The organism is Chloroflexota bacterium, assembly GCA_026706485.1.
Taxonomy (GTDB): Bacteria; Chloroflexota; UBA11872; order UBA11872; family UBA11872; genus JAJECS01.
Genome location: JAPOYR010000004.1, coordinates 132,879 through 150,694 on the forward strand (window position 1 = coordinate 132,879; position 17,816 = coordinate 150,694).

The 17,816-nt window shown below is 67.2% G+C and carries 17 protein-coding genes and 2 tRNA genes; 4 read left to right on the top strand and 15 right to left on the bottom strand.

All coding sequences use genetic code 11. The features are described from left to right. Positions 1-62: 62 nt before the first annotated feature. From ispD to OXG79_03170, 6 genes are all read right to left on the bottom strand, one after another. Positions 63-797, bottom strand: a complete 735-nt coding sequence (gene ispD / locus OXG79_03145) for a 2-C-methyl-D-erythritol 4-phosphate cytidylyltransferase (protein ID MCY3782765.1) — start codon at positions 795-797, stop codon at positions 63-65. Then, the gene (gene radA, locus OXG79_03150; GenBank protein MCY3782766.1) at positions 794-2,128 is read right to left on the bottom strand and encodes a DNA repair protein RadA; all 1,335 of its coding nucleotides are present in this window, start codon (positions 2,126-2,128) and stop codon (positions 794-796) included. The genes ispD and radA overlap by 4 nt, the downstream gene beginning before the upstream one ends. A gap of 97 nt (positions 2,129-2,225) precedes the next feature. After that, complete coding sequence (locus OXG79_03155) at positions 2,226-4,685, bottom strand: ATP-dependent Clp protease ATP-binding subunit (GenBank protein MCY3782767.1); 2,460 nt, start codon at positions 4,683-4,685, stop codon at positions 2,226-2,228. Between the two features lie 45 nt (positions 4,686-4,730). Then, positions 4,731-5,903 (bottom strand): S1 RNA-binding domain-containing protein, encoded by a 1,173-nt coding sequence (locus tag OXG79_03160; GenBank protein MCY3782768.1) that lies wholly within the window; start codon positions 5,901-5,903, stop codon positions 4,731-4,733. 202 nt (positions 5,904-6,105) lie between these two features. After that, positions 6,106-6,873 carry an SDR family oxidoreductase gene (locus OXG79_03165; GenBank protein MCY3782769.1) on the bottom strand — a complete coding sequence of 256 codons (768 nt, stop codon included), beginning with the start codon at positions 6,871-6,873 and terminating at the stop codon, positions 6,106-6,108. A gap of 138 nt (positions 6,874-7,011) precedes the next feature. Continuing rightward, positions 7,012-7,428 carry a DUF309 domain-containing protein gene (locus OXG79_03170; GenBank protein ID MCY3782770.1) on the bottom strand — a complete coding sequence of 139 codons (417 nt, stop codon included), beginning with the start codon at positions 7,426-7,428 and terminating at the stop codon, positions 7,012-7,014. Between the two features lie 183 nt (positions 7,429-7,611). Between OXG79_03170 and OXG79_03175 the strand changes: the two genes are divergently transcribed. The 4 genes from OXG79_03175 to OXG79_03190 all read left to right on the top strand — a co-directional run bounded on the left by OXG79_03175 (position 7,612) and on the right by OXG79_03190 (position 8,525). Further along, positions 7,612-7,701: transfer RNA gene (locus tag OXG79_03175), tRNA-Ser, on the top strand. A 27-nt stretch (positions 7,702-7,728) separates the two neighbouring features. Continuing rightward, positions 7,729-7,821 (top strand) — tRNA-Ser (locus tag OXG79_03180). A gap of 226 nt (positions 7,822-8,047) precedes the next feature. Next, positions 8,048-8,275: a CopG family transcriptional regulator gene (locus tag OXG79_03185; GenBank protein ID MCY3782771.1), complete on the top strand. Its 228-nt coding sequence runs from the start codon at positions 8,048-8,050 to the stop codon at positions 8,273-8,275. Then, positions 8,259-8,525 carry a type II toxin-antitoxin system RelE/ParE family toxin gene (locus tag OXG79_03190; protein MCY3782772.1) on the top strand — a complete coding sequence of 89 codons (267 nt, stop codon included), beginning with the start codon at positions 8,259-8,261 and terminating at the stop codon, positions 8,523-8,525. Before OXG79_03185 ends, OXG79_03190 begins: the two co-directional genes overlap by 17 nt. Before the next feature lie 34 nt (positions 8,526-8,559). Here the strand turns inward: OXG79_03190 and OXG79_03195 are convergent, their stop codons facing one another. The 9 genes from OXG79_03195 to OXG79_03235 all read right to left on the bottom strand — a co-directional run bounded on the left by OXG79_03195 (position 8,560) and on the right by OXG79_03235 (position 17,563). Further along, entirely contained in the window at positions 8,560-8,964 is a 405-nt protein-coding gene (locus OXG79_03195; GenBank protein MCY3782773.1) for a PIN domain-containing protein, read from the bottom strand. Continuing rightward, positions 8,964-9,254, bottom strand: coding sequence for a type II toxin-antitoxin system Phd/YefM family antitoxin (locus OXG79_03200; GenBank protein ID MCY3782774.1), 291 nt, complete (start codon positions 9,252-9,254; stop codon positions 8,964-8,966). The genes OXG79_03195 and OXG79_03200 overlap by 1 nt, the downstream gene beginning before the upstream one ends. Before the next feature lie 249 nt (positions 9,255-9,503). Then, positions 9,504-9,791 (bottom strand): putative addiction module antidote protein, encoded by a 288-nt coding sequence (locus tag OXG79_03205; protein MCY3782775.1) that lies wholly within the window; start codon positions 9,789-9,791, stop codon positions 9,504-9,506. Positions 9,792-10,053: 262 nt separating this feature from the next. Then, positions 10,054-11,064, bottom strand: a complete 1,011-nt coding sequence (locus tag OXG79_03210) for an ABC transporter ATP-binding protein (GenBank protein MCY3782776.1) — start codon at positions 11,062-11,064, stop codon at positions 10,054-10,056. Then, a complete protein-coding gene (locus tag OXG79_03215) occupies positions 11,064-11,999 on the bottom strand; it encodes an ABC transporter ATP-binding protein (protein MCY3782777.1) in 936 nt (311 codons plus the stop codon). The genes OXG79_03210 and OXG79_03215 overlap by 1 nt, the downstream gene beginning before the upstream one ends. Before the next feature lie 96 nt (positions 12,000-12,095). Continuing rightward, entirely contained in the window at positions 12,096-13,310 is a 1,215-nt protein-coding gene (locus OXG79_03220) for a sulfite oxidase (GenBank protein ID MCY3782778.1), read from the bottom strand. Beyond that, positions 13,307-14,257, bottom strand: a complete 951-nt coding sequence (locus OXG79_03225; protein ID MCY3782779.1) for an ABC transporter permease — start codon at positions 14,255-14,257, stop codon at positions 13,307-13,309. The genes OXG79_03220 and OXG79_03225 overlap by 4 nt, the downstream gene beginning before the upstream one ends. Further along, a complete protein-coding gene (locus OXG79_03230; protein ID MCY3782780.1) occupies positions 14,254-15,405 on the bottom strand; it encodes an ABC transporter permease in 1,152 nt (383 codons plus the stop codon). Before OXG79_03230 ends, OXG79_03225 begins: the two co-directional genes overlap by 4 nt. Positions 15,406-15,487: 82 nt before the next feature. After that, entirely contained in the window at positions 15,488-17,563 is a 2,076-nt protein-coding gene (locus OXG79_03235; protein MCY3782781.1) for an ABC transporter substrate-binding protein, read from the bottom strand. Positions 17,564-17,816: the final 253 nt, after the last annotated feature.

A 17,816-nucleotide genomic window follows, 5' to 3' on the forward strand; every position in this document is an offset into this window, starting at 1 on the left:
CTCACGAATGTCTCGGCGTCGACGGCGTGGGGCGGGGGCCGGGGCTTGCTTGGCGTCAGCCATCACTGTTGAGTGTCAGGTTCGGTCATGGCGTCAGGATAGCTGGGCATCGACGCGACCCGGACACGTGCCGCCTGCAAGTCCGCGGGCCGGGTGATCTTGACGTTGCCCGCGTCGGACTCGAAGACGTGCACGGGCACGCCCTCGTGCTCCAGCAACGCCACGTCGTCGGTGAAGTCGGCCAAGCGGTCCCGATTGCGCCGGTGGGCCTGGAGCAAGTCGTCCAGGCGACCGAATTGCGGGGTCTGGGCCAGCCACACCTGGTCGCGCGGCAGCGTGCGGCTGACCCGGCCCGCGGGCGTGACGAGCTTGACGGTGTCGACGGACGGCACGGCGGCCACCGCCGCCCCGTGCGCCCGCGCCGCCTGGACGCCGCGCGCGATGATGTCCGGGGTCACGAACGGACGGGCGCCGTCGTGAATGGCGGCGAACGCCACGCCACCGTCCGCGAGCGCTTCAAGTCCGCAGAGGACCGATCCGGCGCGGGACGTGCCGCCCAGAATCACGCGGACAACCTTGGTCAGGCGCGCCGCGCGAATCACATCGGCGATTTGGTCGCGATTGGCCGGGCTGGCGGTCACCACCACATGGCGGATTTCTGTCGCTTGCTCGAAGGCGCGCAGGCTCCAGACGATCAGGGGCGCGTCGCCCAGGGGCGTCAGCAGCTTGTCCTCGCCGCCCATGCGGGTTGCGCCGCCCGCGGCCAGCACCACGGCGTCCACGGGGCCTGCGGTCATGGCAATGCGAGGGCCAGGGCCTCCGCCAGATTCGCGGCCCCAAGTCCCTCGGTCGCGCCGTTGCGGGCGCTGGCGGACGGCACCAGGCAGCGGGTGAAGCCCAGGCGCTCGGCCTCGCGCACGCGCACCGCGGCCGAGGGCACCGAGCGCAGCTCGCCGGAAAGTCCCAGCTCGCCGATCGCCGCGACCTGCGGCCCGGGCGCCTGGTCGCGCGCGCTGGACGCGATGGCCACCGCCACCGCCAGGTCAACCGCCGGCTCGCGCAGCCGCAAGCCGCCGACGACGTTGACGTAGACGTCGTGCTGGCCAAGCTGGACGCCGGCGCGGCGGCCCAGCACCGCCAGCAGCATGTGCAACCGGTTGAGGTCGAATCCCGTGGCGAGGCGCTTGGGCAGGGCGTAGGCGGTCGGCGCCGTCAGCGCCTGAATCTCGACCACCAGCGGACGGGTGCCTTCCAGCGGCACGGCCACCGCCGAGCCCGGCGCGCGGGCGTCACGCTCGGCCAGGAAGAGCGCGGAAGGATTGGGCACCTCGTGCAGGCCGTCGCCGCGCATCTCGAACACCGCCACCTCGAACGTCGGGCCGAAGCGGTTCTTCACCGACCGCAGCAGGCGCTGGGCGTGGAAGTCGTCGCCCTCGAGGTAGAGCACCGTGTCCACGATGTGCTCGAGGGTGCGCGGCCCGGCCACGGTGCCTTCCTTGGTGACGTGCCCCACCAGCATCACGGGGGTTTGTGACGCCTTGGCGAACTGCATGATCTGGACGGTGGCCTCGCGCACCTGGCTGACGCTGCCGGGAGCCGCGGCCAGGCCCTCGACGCGCACCGTTTGAATTGAGTCGACGACGACGAGGCCGGCGCGCAGTCGCTCGGCCTCGGCCAGCGCGCCGCCGACCTCGGTGTCGGGATAGACGTGAATCGCGCTGGACTCCAGGCCCATGCGCCGCGCCCGCATGCGGACCTGCTGGGGCGACTCCTCCGCCGCGACGTAGAGCACGGGTCGGCGGTCGGTCCCCAATGCGGCGGCGGCGCGCAGCACGAGGGTGGACTTGCCGATGCCGGGGTCGCCGCCGATGAGAATCAACGCGCCGTCCACCAGGCCGCCGCCCAGCACGCGGTCGAACTCGCTCATGCCGGTGGAGCGCCGCGCCGCGGCATCGTCCTCGACGGCGCCCAGCGGCACCGCGGCGACCGAGGCCGAAGACGCCGCCGCGCGCGGCGGGCGGTGCTCGATGATGCTGTTCCAGGCGCCACAGGCGCCGCACTGGCCGCTCCACTGCTGGTGACGCGCGCCGCAGTCCTCGCAGATGAAGGTGGCGCGGGGCTTAGCCATCAGGGGGCCTTTGCGACAGTGGTCGACATCCTGCTCCTAGCCTCGAATGACCCTCACCCTAACCCTCTCCCTGGAAGGGAGAGGGGATAGGACCAGACTAGGCGCTGACAGGGGCTCGGGTGGAGATGTCGAGCTCGTCGCCGGCACGGTCCACGATCACCTTGGAGCCGGTGGCGAAGGCGCCGCGGAGCAACTCCTCGGCCAACGGATCCTCGATGAGATTCTGGATCACGCGTCGCAGCGGGCGGGCGCCGAAGTCCGGGTCGTAGCCTTTCTCGGCCAGCAGCGACTTGGCCTCCGACGTGACTTCCAACTCCAGTTCGTGCTCGCTCAACTGCAGGCGCACTCGGCCCAACTCGAGATCCACGATGGCCTCGACATCGGTGCGGGTCAGCGCGTGGAAAACCACGGTGCCGTCGACGCGGTTGAGGAACTCGGGCCGGAAGAGCTTGCGCAGCTCGCCCAGCACCTTGGCCCGCATGTTCTTGTAGCGAGCCTCGTCGGCTTGCTCGCCTTCGTCGAAGTGGAAGCCGAGCGCCGCGCCGCGCTTGATGTGCTGCGCGCCAACGTTTGAGGTCATGATGATGATGGTGTTGCGGAAATCGACCGTGCGGCCCTTGGCGTCGGTCAAGCGCCCGTCGTCCATGAGCTGCAGCAGGATGTTGAACACCTCGGGGTGCGCCTTCTCGACCTCGTCGAGCAGGATCACCGCGTAGGACCGGCGGCGGACGGCCTCGGTGAGCTGGCCGCCCTCCTCGTAGCCCACGTAGCCGGGCGGCGCGCCCACAAGGCGCGAAACCGCGTGGCGCTCCATGTACTCCGACATGTCGATGCGGATGAGGGCGTCCTCGCTGCCGAACATGAACTCGGCCAGCGCGCGGGCCAGCAGGGTTTTGCCGACGCCGGTTGGGCCGAGGAACATGAAGGCGCCAATGGGCCGCTGCGGGTCCTTGAGCCCGGCGCGCGCGCGGCGCACGGCGCTGGCGACGGCGTGGATCGGCTCCTGCTGGCTGACGATGCGGCGCGCGAGCACGTCTTCCATGTGCAGCAGCCGCTCGGATTCCTCCTGGCGAATGCGGGTGACCGGAATGCCGGTCCACATGGCGACGACCTGGCTCACCTCGTCTTCGCCGACGTGCGGCGGTCCTTCGCCCTGCTCGGAGGTCCAGGACTGCCGCGCTTCGTTCAGCTCGATGCGCAGTTGCTGCTCGTGTTGCCGCAGCTCGTTGGCGTCTTCGAAGCGCTGCTCGTTGATTGTGCGCGCCTTGTCGTTGGTGATCTGCTCGAGCTTCGCTTCCAACTCGCGCACGGCGCGCGGCGGCATGCCGTGGCGAATCTTGACCTTGGCCGCCGCCTCGTCCATCACGTCGATGGCCTTGTCGGGGAGGAAGCGGTCGGTGACGTAGCGGCCGGCCAGCTCGGCGGCGGCCTTGACCGCGTCGTCCGTGATCTGGACCCGGTGGTGCTCTTCATAGCGCGGGCGCACGCCGGTCAAGATGTCGATGGTCTCGTCGATTGACGGCTCGCGCACGGTGACGGGTTGGAAGCGGCGTTCGAGCGCCGAGTCGCGCTCCACGTATTTGCGATACTCGTCGAGGGTGGTGGCGCCGATGACCTGCAGCTCGCCGCGCGCCAGGGACGGTTTGAGGATATTGGCGGCGTCGACCGCGCCTTCGGCCGCACCCGCGCCGACCACGGTGTGCAACTCGTCGATGAACAGGGCGCAGTCGCTGGCCGACTTGAGCTCGTCGATGACCTTCTTGAGCCGCTCTTCGAACTCGCCGCGATACTTGGTGCCGGCGACGAGCGCGCCCATGTCGAGCGTGAGCAGCCGCCGGCCGCGGAGCGACTCGGGCACGTCGCCCGAGACGATGCGCTGCGCCAGGCCCTCGACAATGGCCGTCTTGCCCACGCCGGGGTCGCCAATCAGCGCCGGATTGTTCTTGGTGCGGCGGCTGAGAATCTGGATCACGCGCTCGACCTCGTCGTGGCGCCCGATCACTGGGTCCAATTTTCCGGCGCGGGCCGCCGCGGTGAGGTCGATGCCCATCTGATCGGCGACGGGCGTCTTGGAGCCGCTCTTCTTGGCTTCGCCGCGGCCGCGCTCGGTCGAGCTCTGGCTGACGAGCTGGACGACCTGGGCCCGCACCTTCTCGAGGTTCACGCCCAGGCTCTCGAGCACGCCGGCGGCGATGCCCTCGCCCTCGCGCACCAGGCCCAGCAGCAGATGCTCGGTGCCGATGTAGTTGTGCCCGAGCCGCCGCGCTTCCTCGATGGAGAGCTCGATGACCCGCTTGGCGCGCGGCGTGAGGCTGATGTCGCCGACGACCATGCGCTCGCCGCGGCCGATGATGAACTCCACGGCATTGCGCACCTTGTTCAGCTCGACGCCCAGGTTGGTGAGCACCTGCGCGGCGATGCCCTCGCCCTCGCGCACCAGCCCGAGCAGCAAATGCTCGGTGCCGATGTAGTTGTGATTGAACCGAGTCGCCTCGTCTTGGGCGAAGACCAAGACTTTCTTCGCCCGCTCGGTGAACTTATTCAGGCGGTCGTTCACCTGACATCCCCTGCAGCGGCCCCGGTATCAGCCGTGGGCGGTGGCCTACGCCTCCATTGTCGCACTATCGGCGACCTCGGTGGGTAAGGGTGACAACCGGATTCGCCGCCGGCCGGCGTCGATGCTCAGGATCTGGAACTTGCCGAAGTCGCCTTCGCGCATCGAATCGAGCGCCGCGTCGCCGAGATCGGAGGCGTGGGCCAGCCCTTCGATGCCGTCGGTGAGCCGCACGAAGGCCCCAAACGGCGCCAGCTTGGTCACCTCGCCCTCGACGATTTCATTGACGCCGTACTTGGACTCCAGCGACTGCCATGGGTCCTTGGTCGCCCGGCGCAGGCTGAGGGCGATCTTCTTGTCCTCGCGGTCGAGGGACAGCACGTAGACCTCGATCTCCTGGCCCGGCTTCAGAATCTCCTCGGGGCTTTCCACCCGGCTCCAGGAGAGCTCGGAGATGTGGGCCAAACCGTCCGCGCCGCCCAGGTCAACGAAGGCGCCGAAGCTGCAAATGTTGCTCACGATGCCCTGCCGCACCTGCCCGACCTGCAGCTCGTCCAGCAACACCTCGCGGCGGCGCGAGCGGACCTCGCGCTCCGCGACGCGCTCGGAGAGGATCAGGCGATTGCGGCGACGGTCAAGCTCGATGATCTTGACGTTGATCTTGCGGCCCACAAGCTCCGCCAGCCGCGCGGCCAGCTCGTCTTCGGTCTCGTCGCTGGCGCCGCGCCGCAAGCTGGTGAGCTGCGACAGCGGCACGAAGCCGCGCGGCCCCACGTCCACCAGCACGCCGCCCTTGTTGTATTCGAGAATGGTCGCGTCTATGATTTCGCCCTTTTCGAAGAGCTCCTCGGTGGCGCGCCAGACCTTCTCCTGCTCGGCGCGGCGGAAGGAGAGCATGGCGCGCCCGTCGCCCTCTGGCTGCACCACGTAGACGAGCACCGTTTCGCCCAGCGAATAGGTCGGGCGAGGCTCCTCGAGCCGGTTGTCCCACTGCTCGCGCTCGGGCACGAAGCCCTCGGCCTTGAGGCCGATGTCCACCAGGATCTCGTCGGGCTCGATGCCGACGACGACCCCCTCGAGGACGTCGCCGCGGCCAATACTGGGCAGCTGCGCGCTTGCCTCTTCCAGCAAGGCTTCCATGGACTCAAGCGCCGGCATGTCGTCCGGCGGCATAGTCTCCGCGACGGCGCCGGCGGCCGGCGCGTCGTCGGTTGTGGTCAAGCGCGCACCTCTATTACTTCGGAATCGAAGAAAAGTCGTCTGGGACCCGAGTATAGCAACGGCACCTTCTGTTTCCGGGCGATCTTCCGGTGAGTTTGACGCCGCGCCGAGCGCTGCGCTGCGGCTGTCGGACGGCGGCGCCTGGGTCGCGGTACCGCGCGAGGAGCCATGTCCCAGCGATCGCCGTCTGCGCGCGACCGACTCAGGGCATCTGGAAGCCGCCGTCGTAGCTGATGTTTTGCCCGGTGATGTACGCGGTTTCCTCGGACAGCAGGAATGCGGCGGCGGTGGCCACATCCTCGGGTACCTGCGCGCGGCCCAAGGGGACCATCTTGATCATCTCGGCGAACACCTCGCCGGCTTCCCGGCCCTGGCGACCGCCTCTCTCGCGGTCGATCTTCTCCCACATGTCGGTATCGACGAGACCGGGGCTGATGGCATTGACTCGGACCTGGTGCTCGCTCAGCTCCAGGGCCAGGTTGCGCGTGAGCCCGTGGAGGGCGGTCTTGCTAGTGCTGTATGGCCCCAGCCAGAGCGATGGGCGGCGGGACGACGCCGAGGAGATGATGACGATGCTGCCGCGACCCCGCGGCGCCATGACCCGTCCGGCGGCCTGACTGAAAAAGAATGCGCCGTCGAGATTGACCGCCATGATCCGGCGCCACTCCTCGGGCGCGACCTCCAGCAGCGGCTGGATGGTGATGATGCCGGCGTTCGCCACCGCGCCGGTAAGTCCGCCCAAGTCGGCGTCCACCTCGTTCACCCAGGCCGAGACGGCGTCGGGGTCGGTGACGTCGAGCGCGTCTCCGCGTGCGCGAACGCCGGCCTGCTCGATCTCGGCGGCCACGGCGGCGGCGCTGTCGCCGTTGATATCGGACACCGCGACGGCCCAGCCCTCGCGCGCCATGCGCAACGCGATCGCTCGACCGATGCCCCGTCCGGCGCCGGTGATGGCCAGTGCCCCCGCCATTTGGTCCCCCTGCGTTCTGTTGGCGGCTCCCGGTTCAGCGCCGCCCGCGGCCTGGAGCCTCGACTGAACATCGCGGCGACGCCCTTGGTGCGCCATCGTACGCGGCGCCGTGGATCGCGGCAGTGGATCCGTCAGCTCTCAGGCAGACGTCGACTCGACAAAAGCCACTCGCGGGAGCAGACGCTCCTTGAAGTCTTTCAGCCGGTCCGGTCCCAGCGCTTCGAGCACCGCCAGCGCACGCGCCGCGTCACTCCGCAGCGCCGTCACGTCCACCCCCATGCACCTCGGCTCGAACGGCTCCAGGCGCGCCAAGCCGTAGCGCAGCAGGTTGCAGGCGCCGCGATGGTTCCCGCGCGAGAGGTGATAGCACCCGACGCCAACCTGCAAGATTCCGCGGTACAAGTCGCGCACGGGTCTGGATTCGGCCCGCCAGGCGTCTTCGAGCACCTCATGCTGGGCATAGAACTCTCGTTGATTGAAGAGCGCCGCCCCACGCCGCAGCGCCGCGTCCGGCGGACCGTCGCAGCCACAGGATGGGGAAACCCGGCTGCACACGTCGCTCCTCCTCGCCACCTGCCGGGCCGCCGTTAGCGCGGCGCCAGGATAGCGAGGCGGTGCCCGCCGGCGGTGAACGGCGTCAAGTGACGAAAGAGACGCGGGACACGCGTTGCGCCGAAGGCGGTGACCGGCCGTCGTCGGGCCCGCGCCGATCGGGCCGGGCTATACTTCAGTAAAGCTGGAGGGGTGTCCGAGTGGCTTAAGGAGGTGGTCTTGAAAACCACTAGGCGGGCAACCGCCTCGTGGGTTCGAATCCCACCCCCTCCGCCAGATCCTGTCTCCGCGTCACCAACGCCTGGAGGAGTCGCATAGTTGGTCTAGTGCGGCCGCCTGCTAAGCGGTTACCGGGGGTGCTCCCCTCGGTCGTGGGTTCGAATCCCACCTCCTCCGCCGGCGGTTTCGCCGCGGGCTAGCGCGGGAACACGCCGCGCCTCAGGCCTCTCGGTAGAGCTACACCGTGTCCGTAGTCTCGTCGTGGACTTCGTTGCCCCCGCCACCCCGGGGGCCGTGCGCGATCCGGCTCGCATCATCGTCGGCTTCCACATCTCTCATGTTGGTCCTGCTGGCTGCGATACTATGGCTACTTGTATTCATTATATTCAGGAATGCCTTTCTATTGGCGACCTCGATCCGCCTGTCGCCCGAAACCGAAGAGCGGCTGCGCTTCCTCGCCACGCAAACCGGGCGTTCGAAGGCCTTCTACCTGCGCGAGCTGATTGAAGGCGGCATCGATGATCTCGAGGACTACTACCTAGCCGCCGACGTGCTCGAGCGCGTGCGCAAAGGGCGGGAAGGGCTGCACTCAGCGGCTGACGTGAAGGCCGACCTTGCCCTGGACGGTTGACTACACCGACACGGCGCTGAGGGAACTTCGGAAGCTCGATCGGCGCATGGCGCGTCGCGTGGTCGAGTACATGGACGAACTCGTGACGGTCCGCGACGACCCGCGGCGGGGCGGCAAGGCATCTACAGGACCGATAGGCGGGTTGTGGCGCTATCGGATCGGGCGATGCGGCGTGATCTGCGACATCCAAGATCCGGTGTTGCGCGTTCGGGTCTTGAGGGTCGCAGGACGGGACCGGGTCTACCGTTGACCCTCCGGCGCCGGCACCAACAGAAAGCTCTCGACTAGAGCCAATTCTCGACGGGCAGGCCCGGAACTCGCTGGAAGTGCCGCAAGTTGCCGGTGACGACGCTCAGACCGCGCTCGAGTGCGATGGCGGCGATGCGTAGATCGGCATCGCCCAAGGGCGTTCCGCACCGCTCCAACTCGGCTCGCAATACGCCATAACGCCTCGCGGCGGCGGCGTCGAAGGGCAGCACCGGCAGCTCCGGCAGGAGCACGGCTTCGATCCGACGCAGCAAGACATCCCCTTCTGGCCCCCGTCGTTGCGCGCCGTAGATCAACTCGCCGAGCGTGATGCTGGAGGTGAACTGCTGCTCCGGCGGCACGGCGGCCAGACTTGCAATCAGGGTTATCGAGGGCGAGCGCTTGAGGAGATTGCTCAGAACGTCAGTGTCGAGGAGGTACATCAATCCGTGAGCATCACGTCGCGTCCGGTGTCTTGCTCCCGCGCGGCGTAGATGTCGACGACCATCGCGTCGATCTCGGAGTCGCCCACGTCTTCCCAGGCTCTCACGAGGGCCAGCGCTCCCCGAGGCCGCGCCGCGGTCGCCTGCTCCCGCTCGATCCGGTCGAGGTCGTCAACGCTCACCAACGCGGCCATGGGCTTGCCGCGGCGCTCGATCACGACGTGCTGTCCCTGGTACGCGACGGCCGCCATCAATGCCGACAGGTCGGCCTTGGCTCGTGCCACGCTCACCCGTCTAGTCACACTGCGCCTCCCGCCGGGGCCGTCCACCAAAATGACCATGATGTCATATTGGTCTTAAAGGGGCATACTTGGGCTTGGAGCGAGTCACCAACTGGCCTGAGCCTTAGTCTTCGAGCGGCTCAAGGCAGTCGAACCGCACCGACAGTCCCGGGTGGGGCGGTTTTTTCATGGGCATATGTTCGTCCTGCTAGTGGTCGTGAACGAGGTTGACGTCGCAGGCATCGGCAGGCCGGGCTGCTAGACGGTAATCTGCAGGTGCATCCCCAATGCGCGGGTGATGCGCATGACGGTGGCGAAGGACGGATTGCCGCCCTCTGACAGCGCCTTGTAGAGCCCCTCGCGCGTCATGCCGATTTCCCGAGCAAGGCGGCTCATGTTTTGGGCGCGGGCGATGTCGTTGAGTGCGGCTCGGATAAGGCTGCCGTCGCCTGGATCCTCTTCGGCGCAGGCTTCGAGGTAGTGCCGGGCGTCCTCTTTGGTTTGCAGGTGTTCGGTTACATCCCACCGAGTGAAGATCTCAGCCATGGGTCACTTCCACTCCAGCGCCAGGCGTTTGGCGCGTTCGATGTTGTGCCGCCGACGATTCCCAGCGCACATGGACTGTGAACCATGGTTTACAGTCTGTCAACTCCGATCGCCAAGGACGGGCTCCCGACCGCGTGCCGAGGCGCCGTGACACGTCCGCCACAACTGTGCCTAGCCGCCTGCCCCTTAGATTCCTCGCCGAGCTTCGGAATGACAGTGGTGGATAGGCAAGCTGTTCGCGAGCTCCCGCGAAAACGGCGGCCTACGCCTTGTAGCAAGCCGCCAGCTGGCCGGAGCCCTTGTCCTCGAGCGGCGGGTGGTCGTTGTCGCGGCAGAACTGGTCGGCGATGGGGCAGCGGTCGTAGAAGCGGCAACGGGGCGGCGGGTCCACGGGCCTGGAGACGCCGCCCGCGATTTGGACCGGGGCGCGGGTGACGGTGGGGTCGGGGATCGGCACGGCGGACAGCAGCGCCTGGGTGTAGGGATGCTTGGGCTGCTGGAGCACGGCCTCGGTGTCGCCCATCTCGACGATCTTGCCGAGGTACATCACGGCGATGCGGGAGCACATGTAGCGGGCCACGGCCAGGTCGTGGGTGATGTAGAGATAGCTGATGCCCAGGCGGTCGGCCAGGCTCTGCATGAGTTGCATTACGCCGGTTCGGATCGAGACGTCGAGCATCGAGGTGGGCTCGTCGGCGACGACGAAGATCGGCTCGATGACCAGCGCCCGGGCAATGGCGGCGCGCTGCCGCTGCCCGCCGGACAGCTCGTGGGGATAGCGGAACAGGTAGGCCGCGGGCGGGGTGAGCCCGACCATCTCCAGCATGCGGGAGACGCGATCGAGGCACTCGTGCGGCCCGCAGGCGTTTTGGACCTTGAGCGGCTCGGCGACGGTGTCGAAGATCGTGCGGCGCGGGTTGAGCGACTCGTAGGGGTCCTGAAAGATCATTTGGGCCCGGCGACGAAAGGCCTTGAGGTCCGCGCCGGCGAGATGGGTGATGTCGGTTGGCGCGTCGCTGCTCTCGTCGAAAAGCACCCGCCCGTCGCTTGGCTCGGCGAGCCGCACCAGCAGGCGGCCCGTGGTCGTCTTGCCGCAGCCGGACTCGCCGACGAGGCCGAAGCTTTCGCCGCGCGCCAGCTCGAAGGAGACGCCGTCCACGGCGTGGACGAAGCTGTGGCTGCGCTCGAAGAGACCGGTGGAGACCGGAAAGCGCTTCTGAAGGCCCTCGACCTTGACCAAAGGCTTGGTCCCGACGGACGTTGCGGTGGCCATCAGACGGCCGCTCCGTCGAGGGGGTGCCAGCAGGCGGCCCAGTGGGAGCCGGAGCGCACCGTTGGCGGCTCTTCCGAGCGGCAGACATCGGTGGCGTAGGGACAGCGCGGGTGGAAGCGGCAGCCGGGAGGAGGGGCGAGCAGGTTGGGAGGCTCGCCGGTGAGCATTCCCAGCTTGTGCTTGGGTCCGGTGACGCTGGGAAAGGCGGACATCAGGGTTTGCGTGTAGGGATGGATGGGGCGGTGAAACACATCTACCGTCTCGCCCCACTCCACGATCCGGCCGGCATACATCACGCCCACGGCGTGGCTGACTTCGGCGATGACGGCCATGTCGTGCGAGATATAGATCAGGCTCATGTTCAGAGCCTCTTGGACCTTCCGCAGCTCCTTGAGAATGCGGTCCTGCACGATGACGTCGAGCGCCGTGGTCGGCTCGTCCGCGATCAGGAGGTCCGGCTCGCAGGCCAGGGCCATGGCGATGCCGGCGCGTTGCTTCATGCCGCCGCTGTACTCGTGCGGATAGCGCGGAATGAAGCTCGGGTCGAGGCTCACCAGGTCGAAGAGCTCGCGCACGCGCTCCATGGAGATCTCGGGGGTCGACCGGATGTGCGCGTCCAGGGCCTCGATGATCTGGTCGCCGACCCGGTAGACGGGATTGAGCGCGTTCATGGCCGCCTGGAACACCATGGCGATGTGGTTCCAGCGGTGCGCCCGCATCTCGTCGTCGGAGAGCGGGGCGAGGTCGGCGCCGTTGAGCAGGATCTTGCCCCGGATGAGGCGGGCGTTTTCGGGCAAGAGCTTGAGCAGCGCCATGGCGATCGACGACTTGCCGCAGCCGGACTCGCCCACCAGCCCGACGGATTCCCCGCGCTGGACGGCGAACGAAATCCCATCGACGGCGCGCACGTCGCCGGCTCGCGTCGCGTAGTACATGGTGAGGTCCTCCACGGCGAGGACCGGGTCTGGGGTGGCGACGCTTGTCGCTGGCTCAGTGGCCGACGGCTGCGGGTGGGTCTCCATGATTCTTCGCTAGGTGACGCTGACCGGATGAGGCACCGGCTGATTGAAGAGATAGCCCTTTTCGTTGAAGGGGATCCGGTCCGGCTGGGTGTTGCCTGCGGTGTCGGTGGCGCGGGTCATGATGGTGTAGCCGCCCGGACGCGCGTCCCACTCGAACTCGAACCGCGCCCAGGAGTACTGCACCTGCGGCTCGAGGACCGCGGCTTCATGCCATGTGGCGCCGGAATCGAGGCTCCACTCGACGCGGCGAATCGCGCCGTGGGGCGAGTGGGCGTAGCCGTGAATCCGGTGCCGTTGGGCGGTCAGGGTCGCCGGCCAATGCAGCGCCAGCGCGCTCTTGATGACCTGGGTCGTGGCGACCTTGCCGAGCGCCTGGCCCTCGGGCGCGTAGTCGTCGCCGATGAGCACGTAGGACGTGGTGTTGTTGCGCGTCCAGAGGCGCTCCTTCGAGACGACGATGCGGCCCAGCCATTTGACATTGCTGCTGCCGACCCAGCCGGGGACGAGTGCGCGCAGGGGATAGCCGTGGTCGCGCGGGAGGTCCTCGCCGTTCAGCGAATACGCCAGCAGGGTGTCCGGGTGCAGCGCCTTGGCCACGGGCAGGACGCGGCGAAACCCCTGCTCGGGCGACTCGGCGTCCAGTCCAATGAGAAGCACGCTGACCGCGTCATCGGTGATCCCGGCCTGGGTGAGCACCTCGCGCATCGGCACGCCCACCCATTCGCCGTTGCTCACGCCCCCGGTCATCCACTGGGTGCCCTTGGCCTGCCGTCCCTGCACCAAGCCGAACATGGCGCGGTGATTGCCGGCGCATTCCAGGTAGCAGACGAGCGTGCGGCTCGGCAGCGCGCGGATGTCGTCGTAGGTGAACGTCCGGGGGTTGGAAACGGCGTCGCCTTCGATCGAGAGCTGCCACGTAGCCGGGTCCACCTCAAGACTGACGGAGTTGTTGCGGACGAAGAAGAAGCGGTGGGGCGTGATCAGCCCATCCATGTTTTCCAGGCGGGTTTCCAGGCTCTTGCCGTCGTCGTGGACCACGAACGGCGTCGTGTCCTTGAACCACGCGGAGGCCTGTGGCTTCGTGGCTTCATCCGCGACCGGCACGGCAGCCGGCGTTTCCTCGGGCTCGCTCGTATCGCCGCACGCGGTCAGGACCGCGGCCGCGCCTCCGGCGGATAGCGCCCGGAGGAAGCGTCGGCGGCCAATGCGCGCGAGGCCGCTCATAGCCGTCGCAGCCGCGGGTTGACGACTTCGTCCAGCGAGCGACCGAGCAGGTAGAACGACGAGCACAGGAGGGTGATGGACAAGCTGGCCGGGAATATGAGCCACCAGTACTCGCCGACTTGCAGAAGATAGCCGGCGGATTCGGTGGTGTGGATCATCAGGCCCCAGCTCATGCGCACGTCCAGCAGTCCCAGGAAGCTCAGCACGGCTTCCGAAAAGATGGCGCTGGTGACGGTGAACATCATGTAAAGGAAGGAGAGCGGCAGCAGGTTGGGGACAACGTGGACGAGCAGGATGTGCAGCGTTCCGCCTCCCGCGGCCCTGGCGGCGTCGATGTAGGGCTTGACGACGACGGACAGCGCCTGGGACTTGAGCACGACGCCGGTGCCGCCGAATCCCGAGAGCAGGCCGATGAGGATGGCCAACTCCAGGTGCCCGACCTCGAACAGGGCGCTCAACACGATGAGAATGCTGATCGCCGGCATCATGATCATGATGTCGGCCAGGCGCATCAGCAGCGTGTCCACCCAGCCGCCGTAGTAGGCGGCGATGGCGCCAACCATCGTGCCGATGCACACGGTCATGAGCGCCGCGAGCAATCCCAGCAGGAACTCGGACCGCGTGCTGAACATGAGCTGGCTGAGGATGTCGCGGCCCAGCGGGTCGGTGCCGAGCGGATGGCGCAGGCTCGGCGGCGCGGGCTGGACGGGCTCGTCGAAGGCGTAGCCAATGATCGGATCGTAGGTGCGCTCGTCCCAGATGGTGTGCATCAGGATCGGATGCGCCGCGGCGAGCAGCAGGTAGAAGAGGATGATCGCCAGGCCCAAGAGGCCGATGCGCGTGCCCAGGAATAGCGACCAGTTCTGCTTGAGGCTTCGGCCCGCCAGCGCCAGGCGCATGTGCCACAGCGCCAGCGTGGAGGCAACGCGCGCGAGGTCGAGCCTCATCGGTGGCGGACTCGCGGGTCGAGGTAGGCGTAGAGGACATCGGCCGCCAGGTGCGCCACGAGCACGAAGATGCCGACAAAGACGAAGGCGCCCACGGCGAGCGGCAGGTCTTCGCTCACCGTGGCCGACACGAGCGTCTGTCCCATGCCGGGCCAGGAGAAGATGGATTCGATGATGACGCCGCCGTCGATGGCGAAGGCGAGGCTGAAGACGAAGCTGGTCACCACCGGCAGCAGGGCGTTGCGGGCGACGTGCTTGTCACGCACGACCTTTTCGGGCAATCCCTTGGCCCGGGCCACCATCACGTGGTCCTCGCGAATGACCTCCAGCATGCTGTTGCGGGTCAGGAGCATGGTTCCGGCGAAGCTGATCAGCGTGAGCGTGGCGATGGGCAGGATCATGTGCTTGACGAGGTCCAAGGCCAGATATCCGACGCCCGACGCCAACCACACGCCGATCACAGCCACGGCAGCCGCGGTGACGGTCCCCGCCTGAATGAGTGGCGCCTTGGCGAGGCGCTTCTTCTTGGTCGCCACAGCCATCGCAAACGCCACCACAGTCAGGATCGCGGCGGTGGCCAGCATGAGATTGAAGATTGTGTTCGAGTCGGTCGGCGCATCGCGCCACACCACCGGGTCCAGGAACTTGCCGATCGGCAGCCAGCCGGCCTTGAAGGCGAACAGCCAGATCATCATCAGGCCAAACCAGGGCGTGAACACCGTGTACAGCGAGACGCCGCCGAGGGTCGAGGTGTATTCGACCCATCCGCCGCGGCGCCAGGCGATGATCTTGCCCAGCGCGAACCCGAGGTAGAAGGAAATCACAGTCGCTGTCGCGAACAGCACCAGCGTGCGCGGCAGACGCTCCAGGATCACGTCGCCAACGGTTCTCGGATAGAGGCTGAACGAAACGCCGAAGTTGCCGGTGACCGTGTTCTTGAGATGGACCAGGTACTGCTTCCACAGCGGCTCGTTGACGCCGAAGAGCTCCTGGAGGTTCGCGCGGGTCTCCGGCGGGAGGCTGGGGTCCATGGAGTACAGGCGGGTGATGTCGCCGGGCTGAGCGCTCACCAGAAAGAACACGATGGTCAGAAAGACGAAGAGGGTGAGGAGGATTTGGACGGTGCGACGCAGGAGATACGACGCCATTCAACTCACCCGCGAAATCGCGAATCGGCTGCAGACGCCGTGACTACGCCCATGCAGCCCGCCTGGTTCGCGCGGTCAAGCGCTACTTGATCAGCACGACGTGTTGCAGCCCCTGTTGCTGCGCCATGCCGCCGAGCACCGAGGTGTAGGGATATTCGACCCGCGAGGGTCGGAACACGTCGATCTTCGGCGTGGTGAACAGCGGCACATAGGGCAAGTCGTCGGCAAGCAGCTCCTGCATCTGGTAAACCAATTCCCGCGCGCCCTCGATGGTGGTCTCGGACAGCAGGGCAAAGGCCAGGGCATCGTATTCGGGGTTGCCGTAGCCGCCCCAGTTGTAGCCGCCCTCCTCGTTCTCGGGGGCGTGGCGGCTGTGGAAGATGTTCTCCAGGTAGTTGGGGAAGATGCTGAAGCCCCAGCCGAGGATCCACATGTCGAGGTCTTCGGCCACCGTCTCGCTGAAGAGCCGGTCGACGAGAACGTTGAATCCGACCAACTGCGCCCGCACCGGAATGCCCAGGTCGGTGAGCCAGCGCTCGATCCAGATGGCGAAGGTGGACCGCAGGGGGTCGTAGCCGGCGCTCGGCGCGATCAGCTCGAGCGGTGGAATCTCCGAGCCGTCGGGCATGCGCAGGCCCCGGCCGGGCGTGGACACGAAATCGCCGTCCTCGCCGACCTCCGGCTCCTGCTCGTAGGTGAACCCGGCGCTCTTCAGCAGCTCGACTGCCTGCGCGATCCGCTCGCCCAGGCTCAGCCCCTGGCCGATCTTGGACGTGGCGTCGTTGTGCCAGAAGGCGTTGCCCTCGGGAACCATGGCGTACATGGGAATCGCGGCGTCCTGAAGAATTGACTGCGCGACGAATTCCTTGTCGATCATGGTCGCGACGGCTTGCCGGAATTCCCTGAAGGACATGGGGCCCTTGCGGGTGTTGAAGCCCAGGTAGAAGACGCCGTTGTCGAGATTGGTCACGACTTCGAGGTCGGGCGCCTGGCGGACACGGTCCAGGAAGCCCTTCTCCAGACCCAGCGGGTTGAAGAGGAAGTCGATATCGCCCGTGGTCAGGGCGAGGATCGCCGAGTCCTGGTTGCCGTAGATGCTGAAGATCTCGGTCTCAAAGTGCGGACCGACCTCGAGCTCAAGAACCGTGTCGCCGGTAGCCTCGCCGTACGCGACCTCGGTGTAGCCGAGGCGTTCGTTGGTCTCCCGGTAGGCGCCGTTGGCGAACTCCGTGACGACGGCGCCCATCTGGAAATGACTCGACACGGTCTCGTTCTCGAAGAAGGCGCCCGGCTCCCACTGGCGAAAGGCCAGACCGCCGGCGGTGGGCTCGCCGTCGGGCACGTGCGCGAATAGGGCTTCGATCTGCTGGGGCATCGTGCCGGCCTGCTTGGCCTGCTCCACCACGGGCGCCCAGTAGTGCTCCGGAAGAATCGGCATGAATGCCAGGCCGAACTGCCACACGCTGAGGCCGGGCGTCTGCGGATTGCCGTCGGCGTCGGTGGACTTGAAATAGATCTTCAGCCGATGGCTGTCGAGCGCTTCCGCCCGGTCGACGAACGCGGTGTCCACCAGTTGGGCCCAGTTGCCGCCGAGTTGCAGGTCCATGACGGTGTTGACCGTGAAGACGAAGTCGTCCGCCGTCAGCTCCTCGCCGTCGCTCCAGGTCACGCCCTGCTTGAGCGTGACCTCGGTCGTCCAATACTCGGTGCCGTCGATGGTCTCCTGGGACAATGCCGTTGGAAAGCCGTCCGCGGCCACCGGGACCCAGTCGAACCGCTGCGCGGAATAGCCGTAGAGTTGCGTGGCGTAGCCGCCGATCACGTAACCGGTCCAGACCGACCCGGCCGGTCCGCCCAGGTAGTTCCAGACGTTGCGCGAGATCGGGTCCTCGAACAGCCCCATCTTGTAGATGGCCGGACCGGTGGGGGCCGGGGCCTCGGTCGGCGCCGGGGTCGGGGTGGCCTCGACGATGCGCTCGACCTCCACGATCTTCTCGACTTCGACGACTTTTTCGACCTCGACCGGGACTTCGACCGTGACGGTGACGATTGTTTCAACGGGTGGCGGCTGGTCGGTGTCGCCGCAGGCGAGCGCCGCCGCGGCGACGCTGAGAATCAGGATCAGGAGAATCAGCCGACCGCGCAGAATGCCGCCCATATGACTACTCCGCCGTTGGAGTCTGGGACCGTGGGCCAATAGTACGGGGTACGGTTCTACCGTTGCGAATCGTAGTGGTGAATCTTCCAGTCGCCAGCGGCCGTCCGATCACACGTGACGCGGCGATTTTCGGGTCATGGCCGACTGCCGGCGGCTGCCAAGACTAATGATCCAGGAGCGCAGCTCCTGGGCGACGCAGCTCGGTGGTCGACTTCGCTGGGTTGACGGCGGCTGGAAAGGTGCCGGAATGCCC